At 72.2% G+C, this 21,681-nt stretch carries 17 protein-coding genes; 6 read left to right on the top strand and 11 right to left on the bottom strand.

From position 1 onward, the window contains the following. The first annotated feature begins 130 nt into the window (after positions 1–130). Genes ACFFKU_RS08925 through ACFFKU_RS08915 form a run of 3 tightly spaced genes read left to right on the top strand, consistent with a single transcriptional unit; the run spans position 131 to position 4,120 of the window. Positions 131–1,699, top strand: coding sequence for an aspartate ammonia-lyase (locus ACFFKU_RS08925; protein WP_380137286.1), 1,569 nt, complete (start codon positions 131–133; stop codon positions 1,697–1,699). Then, on the top strand, positions 1,696–3,144 hold the full coding sequence (locus tag ACFFKU_RS08920; RefSeq protein ID WP_380137285.1) for an amino acid permease: 1,449 nt from the start codon (positions 1,696–1,698) through the stop codon (positions 3,142–3,144). Before ACFFKU_RS08925 ends, ACFFKU_RS08920 begins: the two co-directional genes overlap by 4 nt. Next, the gene (locus ACFFKU_RS08915; protein ID WP_380137284.1) at positions 3,137–4,120 is read left to right on the top strand and encodes an asparaginase; all 984 of its coding nucleotides are present in this window, start codon (positions 3,137–3,139) and stop codon (positions 4,118–4,120) included. Before ACFFKU_RS08920 ends, ACFFKU_RS08915 begins: the two co-directional genes overlap by 8 nt. A 15-nt stretch (positions 4,121–4,135) precedes the next feature. On the opposite strand, the gene ACFFKU_RS08910 is transcribed toward ACFFKU_RS08915, so the two are convergent. From ACFFKU_RS08910 to ACFFKU_RS08890, 5 genes are all read right to left on the bottom strand, one after another. After that, positions 4,136–4,498: a TfoX/Sxy family protein gene (locus ACFFKU_RS08910; protein WP_380137282.1), complete on the bottom strand. Its 363-nt coding sequence runs from the start codon at positions 4,496–4,498 to the stop codon at positions 4,136–4,138. Positions 4,499–4,742: 244 nt separating this feature from the next. After that, positions 4,743–5,132 (bottom strand): DUF3253 domain-containing protein, encoded by a 390-nt coding sequence (locus tag ACFFKU_RS08905; protein ID WP_380137280.1) that lies wholly within the window; start codon positions 5,130–5,132, stop codon positions 4,743–4,745. A 7-nt stretch (positions 5,133–5,139) separates the two neighbouring features. Beyond that, positions 5,140–6,441 (bottom strand): ABC transporter substrate-binding protein, encoded by a 1,302-nt coding sequence (locus ACFFKU_RS08900; protein ID WP_380137279.1) that lies wholly within the window; start codon positions 6,439–6,441, stop codon positions 5,140–5,142. Positions 6,442–6,491: 50 nt separating this feature from the next. Then, entirely contained in the window at positions 6,492–7,334 is an 843-nt protein-coding gene (locus tag ACFFKU_RS08895; RefSeq protein ID WP_380137277.1) for a carbohydrate ABC transporter permease, read from the bottom strand. After that, a complete protein-coding gene (locus tag ACFFKU_RS08890) occupies positions 7,331–8,206 on the bottom strand; it encodes a carbohydrate ABC transporter permease (RefSeq protein ID WP_380137276.1) in 876 nt (291 codons plus the stop codon). The genes ACFFKU_RS08895 and ACFFKU_RS08890 overlap by 4 nt, the downstream gene beginning before the upstream one ends. 172 nt (positions 8,207–8,378) lie before the next feature. On the opposite strand from ACFFKU_RS08890, the gene ACFFKU_RS08885 reads away from it, so the two are divergent. Further along, entirely contained in the window at positions 8,379–8,747 is a 369-nt protein-coding gene (locus ACFFKU_RS08885; RefSeq protein ID WP_380137274.1) for a trypco2 family protein, read from the top strand. Further along, positions 8,740–12,261: an ATP-binding protein gene (locus ACFFKU_RS08880; RefSeq protein ID WP_380137272.1), complete on the top strand. Its 3,522-nt coding sequence runs from the start codon at positions 8,740–8,742 to the stop codon at positions 12,259–12,261. Before ACFFKU_RS08885 ends, ACFFKU_RS08880 begins: the two co-directional genes overlap by 8 nt. 39 nt (positions 12,262–12,300) lie before the next feature. On the opposite strand, the gene ACFFKU_RS08875 is transcribed toward ACFFKU_RS08880, so the two are convergent. The 6 genes from ACFFKU_RS08875 to ilvD form a co-directional block, all read right to left on the bottom strand. Then, a complete protein-coding gene (locus tag ACFFKU_RS08875) occupies positions 12,301–13,692 on the bottom strand; it encodes an HNH endonuclease (RefSeq protein ID WP_380137271.1) in 1,392 nt (463 codons plus the stop codon). Positions 13,693–13,895: 203 nt separating this feature from the next. After that, a complete protein-coding gene (ilvC, locus tag ACFFKU_RS08870) occupies positions 13,896–14,924 on the bottom strand; it encodes a ketol-acid reductoisomerase (protein ID WP_380137269.1) in 1,029 nt (342 codons plus the stop codon). Positions 14,925–14,993: 69 nt separating this feature from the next. After that, a complete protein-coding gene (ilvN, locus tag ACFFKU_RS08865) occupies positions 14,994–15,506 on the bottom strand; it encodes an acetolactate synthase small subunit (protein WP_380137268.1) in 513 nt (170 codons plus the stop codon). After that, positions 15,506–17,365 carry an acetolactate synthase large subunit gene (locus ACFFKU_RS08860; protein WP_380137267.1) on the bottom strand — a complete coding sequence of 620 codons (1,860 nt, stop codon included), beginning with the start codon at positions 17,363–17,365 and terminating at the stop codon, positions 15,506–15,508. The genes ilvN and ACFFKU_RS08860 overlap by 1 nt, the downstream gene beginning before the upstream one ends. 216 nt (positions 17,366–17,581) lie before the next feature. After that, the gene (locus ACFFKU_RS08855) at positions 17,582–18,715 is read right to left on the bottom strand and encodes a diguanylate cyclase domain-containing protein (RefSeq protein ID WP_380137266.1); all 1,134 of its coding nucleotides are present in this window, start codon (positions 18,713–18,715) and stop codon (positions 17,582–17,584) included. Between the two features lie 21 nt (positions 18,716–18,736). Then, positions 18,737–20,428, bottom strand: coding sequence for a dihydroxy-acid dehydratase (ilvD, locus tag ACFFKU_RS08850; RefSeq protein ID WP_380137264.1), 1,692 nt, complete (start codon positions 20,426–20,428; stop codon positions 18,737–18,739). Between the two features lie 56 nt (positions 20,429–20,484). Between ilvD and ACFFKU_RS08845 the strand changes: the two genes are divergently transcribed. After that, the gene (locus ACFFKU_RS08845) at positions 20,485–21,627 is read left to right on the top strand and encodes a uroporphyrinogen-III synthase (RefSeq protein ID WP_380137262.1); all 1,143 of its coding nucleotides are present in this window, start codon (positions 20,485–20,487) and stop codon (positions 21,625–21,627) included. The last annotated feature ends 54 nt before the right edge of the window (positions 21,628–21,681 follow it).

Below are 21,681 nucleotides of genomic sequence, written 5' to 3'. Positions count from 1 at the left end.
GGCGCTCACGGATCGATCCTCGCACGCCCGGACCGATCCCGGCGGGGGGCTTGCGCGCCGGGGCCGACCGGGGTCACACTCTCGGAATCTGTCGGACAGCCTGACAGGTTGTGAGAAGGGACGGGTCACCGTGACCCCGAGCACCGTCGCTCCACCGCCCCCCGCACCATCCGAACCCGGGCCCCCCACCGGACCCGCCGCCACCGTCCCCGCCACCGCCCCCGCCACCCGGCGCGAGCACGACCTGCTCGGTGAGCGGGACGTGCCGGCCGCGGCGTACTGGGGGGTCCACACCCTGCGTGCGCAGGAGAACTTCCCGATCACCGGGCGGACCATCGGTGCGGACCCGCACCTGGTCCGGGCCCTGGTGGACGTCAAGCGGGCGGCCGCCACGGCCAACCGCGACCTCGGCCTGCTCCCCCGGGACAAGGCCGACGCGATCATCGCCGCCTGCGCCGAGATCGCCGACGGCGCGCTGCACGAGCAGTTCGTGGTCGACGTCGTCCAGGGTGGCGCGGGCACCTCGAGCAACATGAACGCCAACGAGGTCGTCGCCAACCGGGCCCTGGAACTTCTCGGCCGCGCCCGGGGCGACTACGCGTTCCTGCACCCCAACGAGCACGTCAACGCCGCGCAGTCCACCAACGACGTCTACCCGACCGCGGTGAACATCGCCACGATCCGCTGCTTCGAGGACCTCGCCGTCGAGCTCCGCCGGCTGCAGGACGCGTTCGCAGCCAAGGCCGGCGAGTTCGCCGACGTCGTCAAGATGGGCCGCACCCAGCTGCAGGACGCCGTCCCGATGACCCTCGGCCAGGAGTTCGCGACCTACGCGATCATGCTGGGCGAGGACCTCGACCGGCTGCGCGAGTCCAGCGCCCTGCTGCTGGAGATCAACCTCGGGGCCACCGCCGTCGGCACCGGGTTGAACGCCCCCGCCGGGTACGGCGAACGCGCCATCGCCGCCCTGCGCGAGATCACCGGCCTGGACCTGGTCCGTGCCGAGAACCTCGTCGAGGCGACGCAGGACGTCGGGCAGTTCGTCCACCTCTCCGGCGTCCTGAAGCGGGTCGCGGTCAAGCTGTCGAAGGTCTGCAACGACCTGCGGCTGCTGTCCTCCGGCCCCCGCGCGGGGCTCGGCGAGATCCGGTTGCCCGCCGTCCAGGCCGGTTCCTCGATCATGCCCGGGAAGGTGAACCCCGTCATCCCCGAGGTGGTGAACCAGGTGGCGTTCGAGATCGTCGGCAACGACGTGACGATCTCGATGGCCGCCGAGGCGGGACAGCTGCAGCTCAACGCCTTCGAACCGGTGATCGCCCACCGTCTGGGCGAGGGGGCCCGCCACCTCACCGCGGCCGTGGCGGTCCTGACCGACCGGTGCGTGGTCGGCATCGAGACCGACGCCGACCTGTTGCGCGCGCGGGTCGAGAACTCGATCGGTCTGGTCACCGCCCTCAACCCGCGCATCGGTTACGAGGCCGCCACGCGCATCGCCGCGCTCGCGGCCCGCACCGGCGCCCGGGTGGGCGACCTCGTCCTCGAGGCCGGCCTCCTCGACCGGGCCGAACTCGACGAGCTGCTGCGCCCGGAGAACCTCGGCGACCTCCGCCTGCCCGCCCGCTTCGACGGCTCCACGCCCGGCGGCGAACCCCAGCTCGGCCACGACCCCCAGACCTCCTCCGACCGGAGCCCGCGATGAGTTTCGAGAACACGGCCACCGCCGCCCCGCACGTCCGCGTCGACCAGGCCTCCGAGGCCGGGTACCACAAGGCGCTCCGTCCCCGGCAGATCCAGATGATCGCCATCGGTGGCGCCATCGGGACCGGGCTGTTCATGGGGGCCGGTGGCCGCCTGGCCGGGGCCGGCCCGGCCCTGGTCGTCGTCTACGCCGTCTGCGGGGCCTTCGGGTTCCTGATCCTGCGCGCGCTCGGCGAGCTGGTCGTGCACCGCCCGACCTCGGGGTCCTTCGTCTCCTACGCCCGGGAGTTCTTCGGCGAGAAGATGGCCTTCGCCGCAGGCTGGCTGTACTGGCTGAACTGGGCGACGACCGCCGTCGTGGACGTCACCGCGGTCGCGCTGTACATGAACTTCTTCGCCAAGTACTGGGCGCCCATCGGTTCGGTGGCCCAGTGGGTCTGGGCGCTGGCCGCGATCGTCGTCGTGCTCGCGCTCAACCTCCTCTCGGTCAAGGTTTTCGGTGAGCTGGAGTTCTGGTTCGCCCTGATCAAGGTGGCGGCCCTGGTCGCCTTCCTCCTGGTGGGCACGTACTTCGTGCTGTTCGGCACCCCCATCGACGGGCAGGAACCCGGGTTCTCGCTCATCGCCGCCAACGGCGGTTGGCTCCCCAACGGCTTGCTCCCGGCGATCGTCGTCGTCCAGGGCGTCGTCTTCGCCTACGCCTCCATCGAGCTGGTCGGCACCACGGCCGGGGAGTGCGAGCACCCCGAGAAGGTCATCCCGCGGGCGATCAACACCGTGATCGTCCGGATCGTCGTCTTCTACGTGGGTTCGGTCCTGCTGCTGGCGATGCTGCTGCCCTACACCGCGTACGAGGCCGGGGTCAGCCCGTTCGTGACGTTCTTCGGCAGCCTCGGGGTCGACGGCATCGACGGCGTGATGAACCTCGTCGTCCTGACCGCGGCGCTCTCCTCGCTGAACGCCGGCCTGTACTCGACCGGCCGCATCCTCTACTCGATGGCGCACAACGGGTCGGCCCCCGCCTTCGCCGGGCGCATGAACCGCAACGGCGTCCCCTACGGCGGGATCGCCCTCACCGTGGTCGTGGCCCTGCTCGGGGTCGTGCTGAACGCGTTCGTCCCCGACCAGGCCTTCGAGATCGTGCTGAACATCGCCGCGATCGGCATCGTCAGCGCCTGGGGCGTCATCGTGCTCTGCCAGCTCAAGCTCTGGTCGCTCTGCCGGGCCGGGAAGCTCCCCCGGCCCTCGTTCCGGATGCCCGGGGCGCCCTGGACGGGGATCCTGACCCTCGTGTTCCTCGTCAGCGTGCTGGTGCTCATGGCCTTCGACAACCCGGTCGGCACCTGGACCATCGCCTCCCTGGTGGTCATCGTCCCGGCCCTGATGGTCGGTTGGCGCTTCGCCGCCCCGCGCGTCGCGGCGCTGTCCGGGGCCCCGCGTGCCTGAGACGGTCGTCGGCGGGGTCACCGGCGGGGATGGTCGGGTCGCGGGGACGCGCCTCGTCGTCGTCACCACCGGCGGGACCATCGCCAGCACCGTCGACGAGCACGGGGTCAGCTCCCCCACGCTCACCGGCTCCGACCTGCTGGGCGGCACCGCCCGGCAGGTCGGAGTCGAGGTCGAGGTCCGGGAGGCGCTCCGGGTCGACTCGGCCACGCTGACCCTGGCCGACGCCGACCGCATCCACCGGACCGTCCGGGACGCTCTCGCCGACGCGACGGTGCACGGGGTGGTCGTGCTGCACGGGACCGACTCCCTCGAGGAGACGGCCTACCTGCTCGACCTGCTGCACGAGGACCCCCGCCCCGTGGTCCTCACGGGCTCCCAGCGCACCGCGGACCACGCGGACTCCGACGCCCCGGCCAACGTCCGTACGGCGTTCCTGGCCGCGGCCGACCCGGCCTCCCGGGGCCGGGGGGTCCTCGTCGCCTTCGGCGGGTACGTCCTCGCCGCGGCCGGGGTCACCAAGCGGCACACCACCGCCCTCGACACCTTCGGGACCCCCGACGGGGCCCTCCCGCGTCCCGGCGTCCTGCCCGACGCGGCCGGCCCCTGGCCCCGGGTCGACGTCGTCGCCCTCACCCCCGGCGACGACGGCCGGCTGCTCGACGCCTGCCTGGGCCTGGCCCCCGACGGGCTCGTGCTCGTCGGCCTGGGATCGGGCAACGCCAGCCCGGCGGTCGTGGCGTCGGTGGCCCGGGCCACCGCGGCCGGGGTCCCCGTCGTCCTCACCACCCGGGTCCCCGCCGGGCCCACCGCCTCCAGCTACGGAGGCGGGGGCGGCGGGCACGACCTGGTCGCGGCCGGGGGCGTGCCGGCCGGCCGCTTGCGCGTCGCGCAGGCCCGCGTGCTGCTGGCCGTCCTGCTGCGCGGTGGTTCCCGAGCGGAGGACCTCCGCGCGGAGTTCGCCCGCCGCGGCTGACCCGCAGGTCCGGCGTCAGCCGCGACCGAGCCGGGCGTGGTGCTCGGCCGCGACGCCGAGCCAGAAGGCGAGGTCGGCCTCCTCGTCCAGCGCGTCGGCGGACACCGTGATCCACCCCGGTCCCATGGGCCGGTCGGTCCCCATGACCGCGGGACCGGCTCCCGGACGCGCGACGAGCTCGTCGTGCCGGGCCGGGTCGATGCGGACGAGCAGGTCCCCACCGCGCCCGACGGAGACGAGCATCGCCCCGTCCACCATCACCGCCCGCCCCCCGAACATCGCCACCTCGCGCAGCTCGCGACCCGCCAGGGCGGCCCGGACCCGGTCGAGCAGGTCGACCTGCACGGGGTCCGGCCCGCGAACGGCACGAGCGGCCACGGTCATCCCCTTCCCGTCGGTTGTCGAACCCTTCACGGTCGCAGATCCCGGCCCCGACCCCCGCGTCAGCCCCGCCCCACCGTCACCCCCCACCCCACCCCCGCCCCCCACCCCACCCCTCCCGTGATCGAGGAATTTTTCTCGCCCGCCCCACCTGTCACCTCTCCTGGCCGAGCTGGGTGGGTCGGCCGCGACCGAGGAGAATTCCTTGATCACGGGGGAAGGGGTGCGGGTCCCGGTCGGGTCAGACCCGGCGGACGCGGATGGGGCCCTTCGCGGTCGAGGGGTCGACGACCTTCCCGCCCTGGGTGATCTCGGCCCGACCGGAGGCGACGAGGCGGCGGGCGGCGGCCCGGGCCGGCTCCATGAGGTCGCGCCAGTCGTCGCCGCCGACGGCGCGGGCGACCTCGCTGGGGCACACGGTCTTGTTCGTCCCGCGCGCGTCGAGGAGGTCGGCCAGGGCCCGGTCGAGGTCGGCGTCGACCGCGGCCCCGGCCCCCTTCGCCCGCCGTCGGCAGGCGTCGGAGCAGTAGCGGACCAAGTCCCAGTCCCGTTCCCACTTCTTGCGCCAGGTGATCACCCGGCCGCAGACCGCGCAGTCCTTGGTCGGCAGCGGCGAGGAACTGCGGCTCACGCCCGGTTCACGCCTCGATCGCGGCGTTCGCCGCGTCCTGCGCCTGCTTCAGCCCCTCGGCCACCGGCAGCCGCCCGGCGAACACCTCCTGCAGGGCCGGTTCGGCGGCGGTGGAACCGATCTGGGCCTTGGGACCGCGGGGGGCGCCCATGGTCTTCTCGGCGGCCGCGGCGTCGAGGAACGGCTGGACGTCGACCCCCTGCCCCTTCCAGTAGTCCAGGAACCCCTGCTGCGCGGCGGTGACCGCCGGGAAGGCCGCCCCCTCGGCCCCGATCGGGTTCGCGCCCTCCTCGGTGCCCAACCAGCGCAGCAGTTCCTTGGTCTCGTCCAACCGGGAACTCTTGGCGTTGCCGACCGCGACGATCCCGTTGGTGACGAGCACCCGGCCGGCCGGACCGGTCAGCCCGGGGGCCAGCGCCCAGTCGAACTGGGCGCCGTCGGCGACGTTCTTCAGGTTGTAGGTCCCGGACTGGAACAGCGCCATGTTCCCCTGGGTGAACTGGTCGCGGCTGAAGTCGGTGTTCGTGTTGGTGTCCGCCGCGCTCGGCGCGACGCGGTAGCGGTTGATCAGGTCGACGACGTACTGGATGGCCTCGACCGAGCGCTCGTCGTCGGCGAAGACGTAGCGGTCCCCCTCGCCCTGCCACTGCCCCCCGTTGGAACCGACGAAGTTGTAGTAGATGGCCTGCAGGTCGTAGGCCGCGTTGAACCCGTACTGCGTCCGCGCCCCGCCGGTCACCGTGAGGGCCTGGGCCGCGGGCAGGAACGTGTCCATGGTCCCGCCCCAGGCGAGGGTCGCGGGGTCGACGCCGGCGGCGGTCGTGAGGTCGCGGTTGTAGAACAGGCCGATCGCGTCGGACAGCTGCGGGACGCCCCACAGCGTCCCCGAGCGGGTGTACTGCTCCACGACCGAGGACTGCCACCCGGAGGTGGCCTCCCCCAGCTCGGCGCCGACGTCGACGAACGTCCCCGCGTCGACGTAGGTCCCGAAGTTGGAACTGTTGGTCCAGAGGACGTCGGGGAGCGTCCCGCCCGCGACGTCGGCGGGCAGCCGGTCGAAGTAGCTGGCCCACGGCACGAGCTCGACCCGGACGTCGACGCCGGAGTTCGCGGCCTTGAACCCGTCGATGCTCTTCTGCACCGCCGGTTGCAGCGTCTGGTCCCAGATGCGCATGGTCAGGGCCGACCCCGACCCGCCGGACCCGCCCGACCCGGACCCGTCGTCGGCGATCGAGCATCCGGCCAGGGCTCCCGGCAGCCCGACGGCGGCGGCGCCCCCCAGCAGCAGACTGCGGCGCGTGATTCCCATGACGACTCCTCGGACGGTGGCGGACGGACTGCGGTTCTCGGGGATCGGGCTCAGCGGAACCCGGTGAGGGCGATGGACTCGGTGACGTGCTTCTGCACCAGCAGGAACAGGACGACCAGCGGGGCCATGGCCAACGTGGTCGCGGCGGTGACCAGGGTCCAGTTCCCGTTGTACTGGCCCTGCAGGTTGGCGGTCGCGACCGTCAGGGTCTGCCAGGTGGGACCGGCGGTGATGATCAACGGCCAGAGGAAGTTGTTCCACTGCGAGACCACGGTGATGACGGCGAGCGTCGCCAGCACCGGCCGGGACAGCGGCACGACCACGTGCCGCAGGATGCGCAGCGTGCCGCACCCGTCGATGCGGGCCGCGTCCTCCAGGTCGGTGGGGATGCCCCGGAAGTACTCGCGCAGCAGGTAGACCGCGAACGGCGAGCCGAACAGGGTCGGCAGGACGATGCCCCAGAACGTGTTCCGCAGACCCGCCTGGGCGAACATGACGTACAGCGGCACGACGGTGACCGCCTGGGGCACCATCATCGTCGTCAGGTACCCGCCGAACAGCACCTGCCGACCCGGGAACTCGACCCGGGCGAAGGCGTAGGCGGCGAGCACCGAGCAGACGAGCTGTCCGACGAGGAGGACGGCCACCACCTGCACGGTGACGACGAGCGCCGGGATCAGCGTGAACTGCCCACCGAGGATCGCCGCGTAGTTCTCCCCCGTCCAGGGCGCGGGCCAGGTCAGCGTCGCCTGCCGGGCCAGCTGCACGGGTTGTTTGAGCGAGGTCAGCAGGCTCAGCGCGTAGGGCGCGAGCGCGAGCACCGCCCCGGTCAGCAGGACGACGTAGGTGAGGGCGACGGCGAGCGGACGACGGGTCGTGCTGGTCCCCCTCATGCGCTCACCTCGTAGGTCGTACGGCGGGCGAACCACCACCGCTGGGCCACGCTCAGCAGGACGAGCACGGCGAGCATGACCACCGACATGGCTGCGGCCCGCCCCATTCGCAGCGCCGTGAACGCCTCGTCGTAGATCTTGGCCGCGACGACCTGGGTCGCCCCGCCGGGTCCGCCACCGGTCATCGCGTACACGGTGTCGAACACCTGGAAACTCGTGATCACCCCGGTCAGCAGGACGAACGACGTCGTCGGCCGCAGCAGCGGCAGGGTGATGCTCCAGAACGTCCGCAGCGGGCCGGCCCCGTCGACCCGGGCCGCGTCCAGCAGCTGGGCGGGCACCCCGGCCAGGCCGGCCAGGAAGAACAGGGCCACGTACCCGACGTTGCTCCAGATCGTCACGAACGCGACCGCGGGCAGGGCCAGGTCTGGGTCGCTGAGCCACTCGACCCGCACCCCGGTGAGGGCGTTCAGCGCCCCGGTGGAGGGGTCGAACATCCACCGCCAGACCAGCCCGACCACCAGCGGGGCGCAGACCCAGGGGACGACGAAGAGCACCCGGAGCAGGGTCGACCCGGGCAGCCGCTGGGCCAGCAGGACGGCGACGAGAAGTCCGAGACCGGTCTGCAGCGGGATGACCAGCAACGTGAACAGCAGGGTGATGCCGAAGCTGGACCGGATCCCGGCGTCGGCCAGGACCGCGAGGTAGTTGTCGAACCCGGCCCACGTGGGCGGGGAGACGAGGTCCCAGCGCTGCAGGCTCAACCAGAGGGCCACCGCGACCGGGACCAGCAGGAAGAGCACGGTCCCGACCAGGCTCGGCGCCAGCAGCGCGTACCCGGTGGCCGTGTCCTGGCCTCGCCTCGTCCGCACCCGCACCCCCCGACCCGGTTCCGGTCCGCAGTGGACCATCCCGCGCCGGGACCGGCAAGTGGTGCCGATCAGCGGCGCCCTCGATGTCGGCGAACGTCCGACGGATGGGCGAAGTGCACGCTAGCGTCGGGTGCCCTTGCACAGAGTGGTGGGATTGCCCCGGAGGTGGGTCATGGCGCACGATAACGACAGCGCGAGCCGCGGAGGCAAGGTCGACCTGGCCGCGGTCGTGGGACAGTTGCGTCGCCAACTCGGGGACGCCCAGGACGCGGCCCTCACCGACCTGGCCACCGCTCAGGCGGCCGGGCGGCCGACCGTCGTCTTCGAGGTCGGCGACGTCACCGTCGACCTGGACGTCACGATCACGGCCGAGGCCAGCACCAAGGCTTCGGTGAAGTTCTGGGTCGTCGTCGAGGCGGGGGCCGAGGCCGGGGTGTCACGCGCCTCGTCGCAACGCATCTCTTTGACCCTGACGCCGCGCGTGGTCGCGTCGGACGGTCAGATGCAGACGTCCCCGGTCCGGGTACGCGACCTTGAGTGAAGCGCAAGGGCGGGCGGTCCTCGTCGACTGCGACGCCGGGGCCGCTGCCCGGGGTCGGCCTCGTTGCGCGGTCGGTTCCGGGACGGATCTCGGCGGTGGCCTGATCCTTACCGCGGCCCATGTCGTGTTCGATGCCGGCGTCCCGTCCACCGAGGTCCGCATCAGCCCACTCAGCTCGGCGGCGACCGCAGACCCGCTCTTGGGGACGGTCGTCTGGCCGCGGGCTTGGACGGATCCGGGACCGGAGCGGCGGGTGGCCGGGAACACGCCCCCCGACCTCGCGCTGGTGCGGCTCAACACCTCGCCCCTCATTCCGCGGCGTCCCGTCCGGCTCGGGCGGATCACCGGCTCGTCCCCCTACGACGTGGAGTTCGTGGGCTTCCCGCGACAGCAGCGTCTCGGAGGAAAGCCCGACGACCGGGACACACGTCCCGTGATGGCCACGCGGCGGGACAGCGAACAGGCCAGCGCGTCGATCGCCCCGGCCACCGGTGTCCGCGACGGTCGTCTGGCACTGGACGTCCACTCGTCGTTCCCGACCGGCGACGGCCGGGCCGAAGGGTCCGGTTGGAGCGGGGCTTCGGGGGCAGGTGTGTTCGGGGGTGGACTGCTGCTGGGCGTGGTCGCCGACGACGACGTGCGCTACGGAGGCGGGCGCTTGTTGGCAACCCCGCTCGCGACCGCACTGCCTGACCAAGGCTTCCAAAAACTTCTCACCGAGGCAGGTATCGACCTCACGCTGGCGTCCGTGGAACTGGGTCCCTTGTGGGTTTCCCGCCATCGACCCCGCCGCCTGAGCCCTGCCGATCTCCTGCGAGCCGATGCGCGCGTCGTACCTTTTGCCGGTCGCGAAGCGATGCTGAACGATCTCATCGACTGGTGCACCGGAGAACCCGGCACCGAGGTCCAGCTCGTTAGTGGACCGGGTGGCCAAGGAAAGTCCCGCCTGGCCGAGGAACTCCTCCGAGGACTGCCAACCGAGGAGTGGGTCGCAGGTGTGCTGCGCAACGACCCCGACGGCGGAGTCCTTGATCTCACGCCACTCGGTCTAACCCGCGGGCCGCTGCTGGTCCTCGTCGACTACGCCGAGAAGCGGCGCGAACAGGTCGGTCGGCTCGTCCGCATCCTCGAAAACCGGTCGGACGAGGCGCCGAGTCGCGTGCTGCTGCTGGCCCGCAGTGCCGGTGAATGGTGGACGAACCTGCAGGCCGACCTCCGGCCTATGGCCGCCGACCTCGGCAAGGTCGACCTACCCCCACTGCTGCCCGACCCTGAGGATCGAGAGCTCGCGTTCCGGACCGCCGTCGACGCGTTCGCGGGGCGCCTGACGTCCGTCGAGCCCGGCACCGACTGGCCGTCAGCCGCAGCCGCGTGCCGTCCCCCGGATCTGGCGGCCGCGACCTTCTCCTCGGCCCTCACCCTGCAGATGTCGGCGTTGCTGGAACTCCTGCAGCACGGCCCCCACCCGCTGGCCCAACGGCCCACCGGCCCACCGGAACAGGGGTTGTTGGACCACGAGCGTCGCTACTGGGACGCCTGCCCGGCCCCGGCCGACTACCGGGCGCCCCTCGTCGCCACCGCGAGCCTGCTCGGGGCCAGGGACCGGTCCGATGCCGTCGCCACGTTGTCGCGGCTCGCTCCGTTCGCCGGCGACGACAGTCACCGGGCTAGGCACGACATCGCGAACTGGTTGCGCGGCCTCTACCCAGCCGAGGTAGAGGAGTTCTGGGGCAGCCTACAACCGGACCGGTTGGTCGAACATCTCGTCGCGCAGGTGTCGGAGGCGGAACCGGAGTTTCTCGGTGCGGTGCTCGGAAACGCCTCCGAGGCGCAAGTGACCCGCGGCCTGACCGTCCTGACGCGCTGCAGCGTGCACCAACCCGGTATGCGGGTGCGGGTCAAAGAACTTCTCGCGACGAATCAGCACCTCGTCCCCGCCGCGGTGGACGCGGCTCTCAGTTCCCCCGCACCAGAACATCTGGTCGCCGCCATCGAGTCAGTGCTACCCCGGTTATCCCTCGCCCTCGCCCAGGACGCCGCCGGGCGCATGCCTCAGGAGACCAGACTCCTCGCTTGGTCCGCAGGAATGGTCGCCACCCGGATCGTCGACATCCTCCGCGAGGCAGGTTCTCCCTGGCCCGGCGACGCTGAGGGGCGGTCGATGCTGGCCGGAGCCCTCAACGACCAGTCCGTCCGCCTCGCCGCCCTCGGCCACCACAAAGAGGCCCTCACCGCGATCACCGAGGCAGTCACCGTCCGCCGGGACCTGGCCGGCACCAACCCCGACGTCCACGCCCCCGACCTCGCCCGATCTCTCTCCAACCAGTCCAACCACCTCGCCGCCCTCGGCCGCCACAAGGAGGCCCTCACTGCCAGCACCGACGCCGTCATCCTCTTCCGCAACCTAGCCGCCAACCACCCCGACGCCTACAACCCCGGGCTTGCATCGGCTCTCACTAACCAGTCCAACCACCTCGCCGCCCTCGACCGCCGCGAGGAGGCCCTTACCGCCAGCATCGACGCCATCACCCTCTATCTCGACCTGGCCACCACCGACCCCGACGCCTACATACCCTCCCTCGCCTTATCCCTCAACAACCAGTCTGCCTGCCTAGCTGACCTCAACCACCCCGAGAAGGCCCTCACTGCCATAGCCGACGCCATCGCCCTCTACCGCGACCTGGCCGACACCCACCCGGACGCCTACAACCCCGACCTCGCCCGATCTCTCACCAACCAGTCCAATTACCTGTCCACCATGGGCCACCACAGGGAGGCCCTCACCGCCGGCACCGACGCCGTCACCCTCTACCGCGACCTAGCCGACACCCACCCCGACGCATATAACCCCGACCTCGCAACGACCCTCACTAACCAGTCCATCCGCCTAGCCAACCTCGGCCACCACGAGGAGGCCCTCACCGCTGGCACCGACGCCGTCACCCTCTACCGCGACCTGGCCGACACCCACCCCGACGCCTACAACCCCGACCTCGCCTCGTCCCTCTACAACCAGTCCAACCACCTCGCCGCCCTCGGCCACCACGACGAGGCCCTCACCGCCATCACCGAAGCCGTCACCCTCTACCGCAATCTGGCCGACACCCACCCCGACGCCTACAACCCCGACCTCGCCTCGTCCCTCTACAACCAGTCCAACCACCTCGCCGCCCTCGGCCGCCACAAGGAGGCCCTCACCGCCATCACCGAAGCCATCACCCTCCGCCGAGACCTGGCCGCCACCCGGCCCCGAGTCCATGGGGGGAAACTCATCGCCTCGATGCGTCAGCGGGGGTACATCCACACGGTGCGGGGAGACCACACGGCCGCCCTGGACGACGACCTGGCGGCGCTGCGAATCGCCGGGCGGCTCCGGCGTGAGGAAAGCGTCGACCTGACCGACCTCGTGATCGCGCTGGAGGAGGATGTCGTCATCGACCTGCGAAACCTCGGGCGGGACGAGGTGGCCGCCCGCGACGAAGCCGCCCGCTACCGCCGGGAGTCGACGACCTGACCCGGGGAGCGACCGCCGACGGGCGGGGGGCCGGCGCTGTCAGGACGCAAGGTCGTAGACGTAGTCGACAGCCACACCCCAGGTCACGAAACTGACGTGGCCGCGACGTCGAGCCCCAGGGAAGGGCGGAGGCTCCGGTTCGCGGTCGTCGGGATACCCCAGCGGGGGCGGGTCACCGGTGGTGTACGTGTGCCCGGTCGGGGTGGTGACCGTGGTCGTCCCGGCCTCGTCGTCACGGTGCGAGGTGAACCCGGGCACTTCCTTGGCCAGGTTACAGCGCACGCACAACCCCTGACCGTTGGCGGCGGTGGTGGGACCCCCACTCGCATGCGGTCGAACGTGGTCGAGATGGCGGATCGGGGCCTCGCAGAACGGCGTCGCGCACCGCTGGTCGCGTAGCCGGAGGAAATCGGCCAGACCCTTGGGGAAGCACCGGGCGGTGCTGTCCATGGCCACCAACCGTGAGCGGTCCGGGACGGTGAACACCCGGCGGACCCAGGCCACGTCCTGCTCGGCCGCCGCCGCCACGAGATCGCGGGCGATCGCGGCAGGGATCGGCCCGTGCCCGGGCACGCCGGCCGGTCCGTCACCGCGACCGAGGAGGGTCTCCTCGGTCATCACCAGGTCGACGGTGACCGGAGTGGCGTCGGTGACCGGGTCGCGGCCGGTGAGGCGTTCCACCAGAAGGTCGGCCTCGAGCTGAGCTTTGCTCCGCTCATCACCGTCGTCCCGGTCCATCGCCGCCACCGCCCGCTTCAACGAGGCGGCGCACCGCACGGCCGCACGAACCGGCACCAAGGCGGTGAGGTAGGCCATCGAATCCGGGGCAGGACGCACGGAGACGTAGCGGCCCGACTCCGCCCGGGCGGCCTTCACCACCGCCGCGGCCGGGTCGAGCTTCTGCGCCAGTGCCCGCGCGGAGCCGACCAGGCGCTTCGGGCCGACCCCGGCCCGGGCGAGTTCCTTGCGCATGGCCCGGTCGACCTCGACCCGGTGCTCCAGGGTGAGGGCGGCCGTCTCGCGGACCAGTTGATGCGCGGTCCATTCCTCGATCCGCCCCTCCTGCAGGGCGGTGAACGTGTTCGGCATCTCCGTGACCAGACCGGTCGACGATCCGACGAACATCCCACCCAGGTAGGGCGAGGCACCCCGGGCCAGCGCCACCTGCGGGGCGACGGACTTCCCCTGCCGATCCCGAGCAACTCCTCGCGCGGCGTCCGCAGCGCGGACCGAGGCGGTGAACGCGGCCGTCACCTCCGCCTGCACCGCGGAACTCTGCCGCTTGAGTTTCTCCAGACCGGCAAGGGCATCGATCAGCTCGACGTCCGGAACTCCGGCGGCGACGAGAACGCTCAGCTCGCCGACCAGTGCGCGGGCAGCAGCGAGCTTCTCGACGACCGCCGAGACCTCTCCTTCCCACCCGCTGTACATGTGTTCTATTGTAGACGAATCTGCTGCCGCGCAACACCTCTGATCGCATCTCTCCCGCGAGCGGCACGGCGCCCCCGTCCCCCGCCGCGACCGGACGCACGGGACACGTGCGAACGGCGCGTCCCCAGCCCCGGTCGGGGGCGGCGGGAACGCGCCGTTCGGTGGTGCCGCGGATCGCGCGGCCGTTCGGGGGGTGGTGCGGGTCAGCGGGCGGCGGTGCCCTCGACGTAGTCGGAGTCGTCCGACTTCACCCAGGACATGAGCTTGCGCAGTTCGCGACCGGTGGCCTCGATCGGGTGCTGCTCGCCGGCGGCGCGCAGCTTCTTGAACTCCGGGGCGCCGGCGTCCTGGTCGGCGATGAAGCGCTCGGCGAAGGTGCCGTTCTGGATGTCGGCGAGGACCTCCTTCATGCGCTCCTTGACCGAGGCGTCGATGACGCGCGGGCCGGAGACGTAGTCGCCCCACTCGGCGGTGTCGGAGACCGACCAGCGCTGCTTGGCGATCCCGCCCTCGTACATGAGGTCGACGATGAGCTTGAGCTCGTGCAGGCACTCGAAGTAGGCGACCTCGGGCTGGTAGCCGGCCTCGGTCAGCACCTCGAAACCGGTCTGCACGAGGGCGGAGGCGCCACCGCAGAGGACGGCCTGCTCACCGAACAGGTCGGTCTCGGTCTCCTCGGTGAAGGTGGTCTTGATGCCACCCGCACGCAGGCCACCGATCGCCTTGGCGTAGGACAGGGCCAGCGCCCACGCCTCGCCGCTCGCGTCCTGCTCGACGGCGACGATGACCGGGACGCCCCGGCCGTCGACGTACTCGCGACGGACCAGGTGACCCGGGCCCTTGGGGGCCACCATGACGACGTCCACGTCGGCCGGGGGCTTGATGTAGCCGAAGCGGATGTTGAAGCCGTGGCTGAAGAACAGCGCCTTGCCGGCGGTGAGGTTCGGCTCGATCGACTCCGCGTACAGACCGCGCTGCAGGTGGTCCGGGACCAGGACCATGATCACGTCGGCCCAGGCCGCCGCCTCGAACGGGGTCTGCACCGTCAGGCCCTGCTCCTCGGCCTTGGCGCGGCTCTTGGAGCCCTCCTTCAGGCCGACGACCACGTCGACACCGGAGTCGCGCAGGGACAGCGCGTGGGCGTGACCCTGGCTGCCGAAGCCCAGGACCGCCACCTTCTTCCCGGTGATCTTCGACAGGTCGGCGTCGTCCTCGTAGAACATCTCGGCCACGTCTGGTTCTCCTCAGGGGTTTCTCTAGCGGGGGTCTGGCAGGTGGGACGGTTCGGTTCCGCGCGGGCCTCAGGCCGAGCGCAGGGCCTTCTCGGCGATGCCCTTGCCCCCGCGCGCGAGCGCGACGGCACCGGACTGCACGAGTTCACGGACCCCGAACGGTTCGAGGACCCGCAGCAGGGCCTCGAGCTTCTCCGGGGACCCGGTCGCCTCGACCGTGACGGCGTCCAGCGAGACGTCGACGACGTGGGCCCGGAACAGCCGCACCGCGTCGAGGACGTCGCCGCGGGCCGAGGCGTCGGCGCGGACCTTGATGAGCAGCAGCTCGCGCTGGACCGTCGTGTCGTCGTCGAGCTCGACGATCTTCAGGACGTTGACCAGCTTGTTGAGCTGCTTGGTGACCTGCTCCAGCGGCTGGGCGTCCACGTCGACGACGATGGTCATCCGCGAGATCTCCGGCCGCTCGGTCGGGCCGACCGTGAGCGAGTGGATGTTGTAGGCCCGGCGGGCGAACAACGAGGTCACCCGGGTCAGGACCCCGGGGCGGTTCTCGACGAGGACCGAGAGGGTGTGCCGGCTCATCAGGAAACCACCAGTTCCGGACCGCTGGCGTTGTCGCCGCCCTCTTCGCGGTCCCAGTCGGGAGTCATGTCACGGGCGTACTGGATCGCGTCGTTGCTGACGCCGGCGGCGACCATCGGCCACACCATGGCGTCGCGGTGGACGCGGAAGTCCACGACGACGGGCACGTCGTTGATCGCCATGGCCTTCTCGATCGTCGCGTCGACGTCCTCGGGCCGGTCGCAGCGCAACCCGACGCACCCGTAGGCCTCGGCCAGCTTGACGAAGTCCGGGACCGGCCCGGAGTGCTCGCCGTGGTGGGCCCCCGAGTTCAGGTCGGTGTTGGAGTAGCGCTCGGAGTAGAAGAGCGTCTGCCACTGCCGGACCATGCCCAGGGAGGAGTTGTTGATGATCGCGACCTTGATCGGGATGCGGTTCAGGGTGCAGGTCGCGAGTTCCTGGTTGGTCATCTGGAAGCAGCCGTCGCCGTCGATGGCCCAGACCACCGAGTCCGGCATGCCGACCTTGGCCCCCATGGCCGCCGGCACGCAGTAGCCCATCGTGCCGAGCCCGCCGGAGTTCAGCCAGGTGCGCGGGTTCTCGTACCGGACGAACTGCGCGGCCCACATCTGGTGCTGGCCGACGCCCGCGGCGTAGATCGCCTCCGGGCCGGCGATCGCGCCGATGCGGGAGATGACGTGCTGGGGCGCGACGCTGCCGTCGTCGGAGTCGGTGTACCCCAGGGGGTACGTCTCCCTCCACGACCGGGTCAGGTCCTGCCAGGCCGAGATGTCGGCGCGGTGCCCCGCCTCGAACTCGGCCTCGACCGCGACCAGCAGCTCGGACAGGACCCGCCGGGCGTCACCGACGATCGGCACGTCCACGGGCTTGTTCTTGCCGATCTCGGCCGGGTCGACGTCGGCGTGGATGATCTTCGCGTGCGGCGCGAAGCTCGCCAGGTCGCCGGTGACGCGGTCGTCGAACCGGGTGCCGATCGCGATGAGCAGGTCGGCCTTCTGCAGCGCGGTGACCGCGGCGACCGTCCCGTGCATCCCGGGCATCCCCAGGTGCGTGGGGTGGGAGTCGGGCAGCGCGCCCCGGGCCATCAGCGTCGTCACGGACGGGATGCCGGTGAGGTCGGCGAAGGCGGTGAGCTCGGTCGCCGCGTCGGCCTTGATGATGCCGCCGCCCGCGTAGATCACCGGACGGCTGGACTCGGCGATGAGCCGGGCCGCCTCCTTGACCTGCTTGCCGTGCGGGCGGACGTTCGGGCGGTAGCCCGGCAGGTCGACCTTCTCCGGCCAGGCCGGGTCCCAGGCGAACGACGTCTTCGCGACCAGGGCGCTCTTGGCCACGTCGACCAGGACCGGGCCGGGCCGCCCGGCGGCCGCCAGGTGGAACGCCTCCGCGACGACGCGCGGGATGTCGGCGGCGTCGGTGACGAGGAAGTTGTGCTTGGTGATCGGCAGGGTGATGCCGATGATGTCCGCCTCCTGGAAGGCGTCGGTCCCGATCGCGTGCGCGTTGACCTGCCCGGTGATCGCGACCATCGGGACCGAGTCCATGTTCGCGTCGGCGATCGGGGTGACCAGGTTGGTGGCCCCGGGACCCGAGGTGGCCATGCAGACCCCGACCTTGCCGGTCGCGACCGCGTACCCCTCGGCGGCGTGCCCCGCGCCCTGCTCGTGGCGCACCAGGACGTGACGCACGTGCGGGGAGTCCATCAGCGGGTCGTAGGCCGGCAGGATCGCGCCGCCCGGGAGGCCGAACACGACCTCCACGCCCACGGCCTCCAACGACCGGATGAGGCTCTGCGCCCCGGTCAGGGACGCGACGGGCAGCTTGGGGTCGAACGGCAGCGCGGCGGCTTGCTCGGCCATCTGGACTCCTCCTCGGTGCGGCGGTGCTTCCTCGACGACGCGCCCGGCCGCAGGCTGCCGGACGCGAAAAGACCCCTCCGCCGGTGGGCAAGACGAGGGGTCGCGCGCTCGGCTGACGATCTTCAGCCGGCGCGCTGTCCGATGAGTACGAGGAACCGCATGACGCTGAAGGTAGACCACGAGCGCGGGGGGCGTCACCCAGGGGTGGGTCGCGTCTCACATGCTGGACTCCCCGTCCGCCGGTCGGACACCCGCACCGGGGACGACCAGGTGGGCGTCGCGCAGGTCCAGGGTGACCGGCGCGTCCGCGTGCTTGACCGCGTACATCGCGCGGTCGGCCATCCGGAGCAGGGTCTCCCCGTCCTGGGGCACCTCGGTGCCGACCGTCCCGACGCTGACCCCGACCCGCAGCCGACGCTCCCCGGTCTCCACCGGCGCGCGCAGCGCGTCCTCCACGGCCCGGGCCACGGTCGCGAGCCCCGCGGGGGCGGCGAGCCCGGGCAGCAGGGCCACGAACTCGTCCCCGCCCATCCGGGCGACCACCGCCCCGGCGGGCAGCACCGTCCGCAACCGACGCGCCACGGCGACGAGGAGGTCGTCACCGGCGGCGTGACCGTGGCGGTCGTTGACCCGCTTGAAACCGTCGAGGTCGGCGTAGACGAGACCGAGCCCCTGCCCCGGCCGGGCCTGGGCCGCGGCCCGCCCGAGCGCCTCGCCCAACCCCCGTCGGTTGAGCAGCCCGGTCAGCTCGTCGTGCGTGGCGGCGTGCTCCAGCTCGGCCTGCCGCCGCCGCCGCTCCGCGGCCAGCGCCTCCTCGACCGCCCGCCGCCCGGCCGCCTCCCGGGCCAGCGGGTAGAAGGCGCACACCCCCATCAGGGCCATGACCGTGACGACCAGGAGGTCCAGCCGCAGGGGCAGGACGACCGGCGTCCACGGCAGGACGTGGGCCAGGGGGGTCAGCACGGTCCCCAGCACGATGGTGAGGATCCCCGTGGCCAGCGTGCGACGGCTGGACTCCTCGTGCAGCCAGCGGGCGCCGACCACGGCGCAGATCGCGGGCAGCAGGAAGTTCAACCCGCCCGGCAGCAGCGCCACGGCGGTGAGCACGGCCGGGACCAGCAGCCGCAGCCAGCCCCGGTCCACCCCGGGCGGTCCGGCCAACCACCGCTGGACCGGGTGCGCGTAGCTGAGGTTCGCCGCCCCCCAGAGCACCAGGGCGACGGGCAGCGGGGGCCGGGGCAGTTCGAGGCGCCCCTGGACGCACCAGAAGCCGACGATCACGACGAACTGGAAGGCCACCACCGCGCCGGGGCGCGTGAGCGCCCCGGCCCAGCGGCGGTTCCCGGCCACCGGCGCGGTCCGGAGGAGGCGTCAGCCGCAGACGGCCCCGACGGAGGCCGAGCGGACCTGCTTGGCGTACTTGGCCAGGACGCCGCGCGTGTAGACGGGGGGCAGGGGGGCCCACCCCTCGCGGCGCGCCTCGAGCTCGGCCGGGTCCACCAGGAGGTCCAGCGTCTTGCCCGCCACGTCCAACCGGATCCGGTCGCCGTCGCGCACGAACGCGATGGGGCCCGCGTCGACCGCCTCCGGCGCGACGTGCCCGACGCAGAGACCCGTCGTGCCCCCGGAGAAGCGGCCGTCGGTGAGCAGCAGGACGTCCTTGCCGAGACCCGCCCCCTTGATCGCGCCCGTGATGGCCAGCATCTCCCGCATGCCCGGACCACCCTTGGGGCCCTCGTAGCGGATGACGACGACGTCGCCGGCCGAGATCGTGCCGTCCTCCAGCGCGTCGAGCGCCGCGCGCTCGCGCTCGAAGACGCGGGCGGTGCCCTCGAACACGTCGGTGTCGAACCCGGCGCTCTTCACCACGGCCCCGCCCGGGGCGAGCGAGCCGGACAGGATCGTGATCCCGCCGGTGGCGTGGATGGGGTTGTCCAGCGCCCGCAGCACCACGCCGTCGACGTCCGGCGGGGCGATGTCGGCGAGGTTCTCGGCCATGGTCTTCCCGGTGACCGTCAGGCAGTCCCCGTGCAGCAGACCGGCGTCGAGCAGGCAGCGCATGACCACCGGGATGCCGCCGATGCGGTCGACGTCGACCATCACGTGGCGGCCGAAAGGCTTGAGGTCACCCAGGTGCGGGACCTTGGAGGCGACCCGGTCGAAGTCGGCCAGGGTCAGGTCGACCTCGGCCTCGTAGGCGATGGCGAGCAGGTGCAGCACGGCGTTGGTCGAACCGCCGAGGGCCATCACGACCGCGATGGCGTTCTCGAACGCCTCCTTGGTGAGGATCTGCCGCGCGGTGATCCCCTTCTCCAGCAAACGGACCACGGCCTCGCCGGACTTGCGGGCGAACCCGTCGCGGCGGCGGTCGGTGGCCGGCGGAGCGGCCGAGCCCGGCAGCGACATGCCCAGCGCCTCCGACGCCGCGGCCATCGTGTTGGCGGTGTACATGCCGCCGCAGGCGCCCTCACCGGGGCAGATCGCCCGCTCGATGACGTCGACGTCCTCGCGCGACATGAGCCCCCGGGCGCAGGCCCCGACCGCCTCGAAGGCGTCGATGATGGTGACGTCCTTCTCGGTCCCGTCGGAGAGCTTGGCGCGACCGGGCAGGATCGAGCCGGCGTAGAGGAACACGCTGGCCAGGTCGAGACGGGCCGCGGCCATCAGCATCCCGGGCAGCGACTTGTCGCAGCCGGCCAGCAGGACGGAACCGTCGAGCCGCTCGGCGCTCATCACGGTCTCGACCGAGTCGGCGATGACCTCGCGGCTGACGAGGGAGAAGTGCATCCCCTCGTGGCCCATCGAGATGCCGTCGGAGACGCTGATCGTCCCGAACTCCATCGGGTAGCCCTGGGCGGCGTGCACGCCGTCCTTGACCGCCTTGGCCAACCGGTCCAACGACAGGTTGCAGGGGGTGATCTCGTTCCAGCTCGAGCCCACGCCGATCTGGGGTTTGGCGAAGTCTTCGTCGCCCATCCCGACGGCCCGCAGCATCCCGCGCGAGGCGGTCGCCTCCAGCCCGTCGGTGACCTGGCGACTCCGGGGTTTGATGTCCACGCTCACGTGGTCACTGTAGGACGACCGCCCACGGTCGCGACGCCGCCCACTAGGTTCGAGGCGTGAGCCAGACGCAGGCCCCCGCCACCACCGAGGACCGAGGACTGCTCGGCGTGAGCATCGGCATCACCAGCGACCGCCGCTCCGAGGACATGATCGCCAGCCTGGCCCGCAAGGGCGCCCGGCTCGTGCACGCCCCGACCATGCGCATCGTGCCGCTCGGCGAGGACGAGCAGCTGCTGGCCGAGACCCGCGACGTCGTCGCCGACCCGCCCGACGTCGTCCTGGTGACCACCGGCATCGGGCTGCGCGGCTGGGTCGAGACCGCCGACGCCGCCGGGCTGGGTGCCGCCCTGCTGCAGACCCTGGGCCGGGCCCGGGTCGTCGCCCGTGGCCCCAAGGCCACCGGGGTGATCCGGGCCAACGGCCTGCGCGAGGCGTGGTCGGCCGCCTCGGAGCAGACGGCGGAGGCCGTGCAGCGCCTCCTCGACGAGGGGGTGGCCGGTCGCTCGGTCGTCGTGCAGCTGCACGGGGCGGCCGACGCCCACCAGCTGCAGCCGCTGCTCGACGCGGGGGCCCGCGTCCGTGGGGTCGAGGTCTACCGCTGGCAGCCGCCGGCCGATCCCGAGGCCGTCGTCCGCCTCGTCGACCAGATCGCCGACCGGCGCCTGGACGCGGTCATGTTCACCAGCGCCCCCGGGGTCGTCGCCCTGCTCGAGGCCGCCCGGGAGCGCGACCGGCTCGCGGCGGTGCTGGCGGCCTTCGCCGACGACGTCGTCGCCTGCGCGGTCGGCGACGTGACCGCCGAACCGTTGCGTGCGCACGGGCTCGCCCCGCTGATCCCGGAGCGGTGGCGACTCGGGGCGCAGCTGCGGACCCTGACCGCGCACCTGGCCGCGCACCCGCTGGCCGCGGCGGACACCCCGGCGGGACGCCTGCTCGTCCGGGCGGGGGCGGCGGTGCTCGACGGCGAGGTCGTGGAGCTGGGGGCCGGACCGCTGGCGCTGCTGCGGGCCCTCGTCGAGGCGGACGGGGACGTGGTGGGGCGCGAGCAGCTGCTGGCGCGGTTGCCCGGGGCCGCCGACCCGCACACCGTCGAGGTGACCATCGGCCGGCTCCGCGCGGCCCTGCCGGCACCGGACCTCGTCCGGACCGTGGTCAAGCGCGGCTACCGGCTGGCCACCGCGGAGCCCGCGACCTCCTGAGCGGGACCCACGCCGACCCGCGCCCACCCACGGCCGGACGGGGTGCGGGCTCAA

Origin of the sequence: Kineococcus gynurae (assembly GCF_042433995.1) — a bacterium.
Lineage (GTDB): Bacteria > Actinomycetota > Actinomycetes > Actinomycetales > Kineococcaceae > Kineococcus > Kineococcus gynurae.
This window is presented reverse-complemented; position numbering and strand designations above follow the sequence as displayed.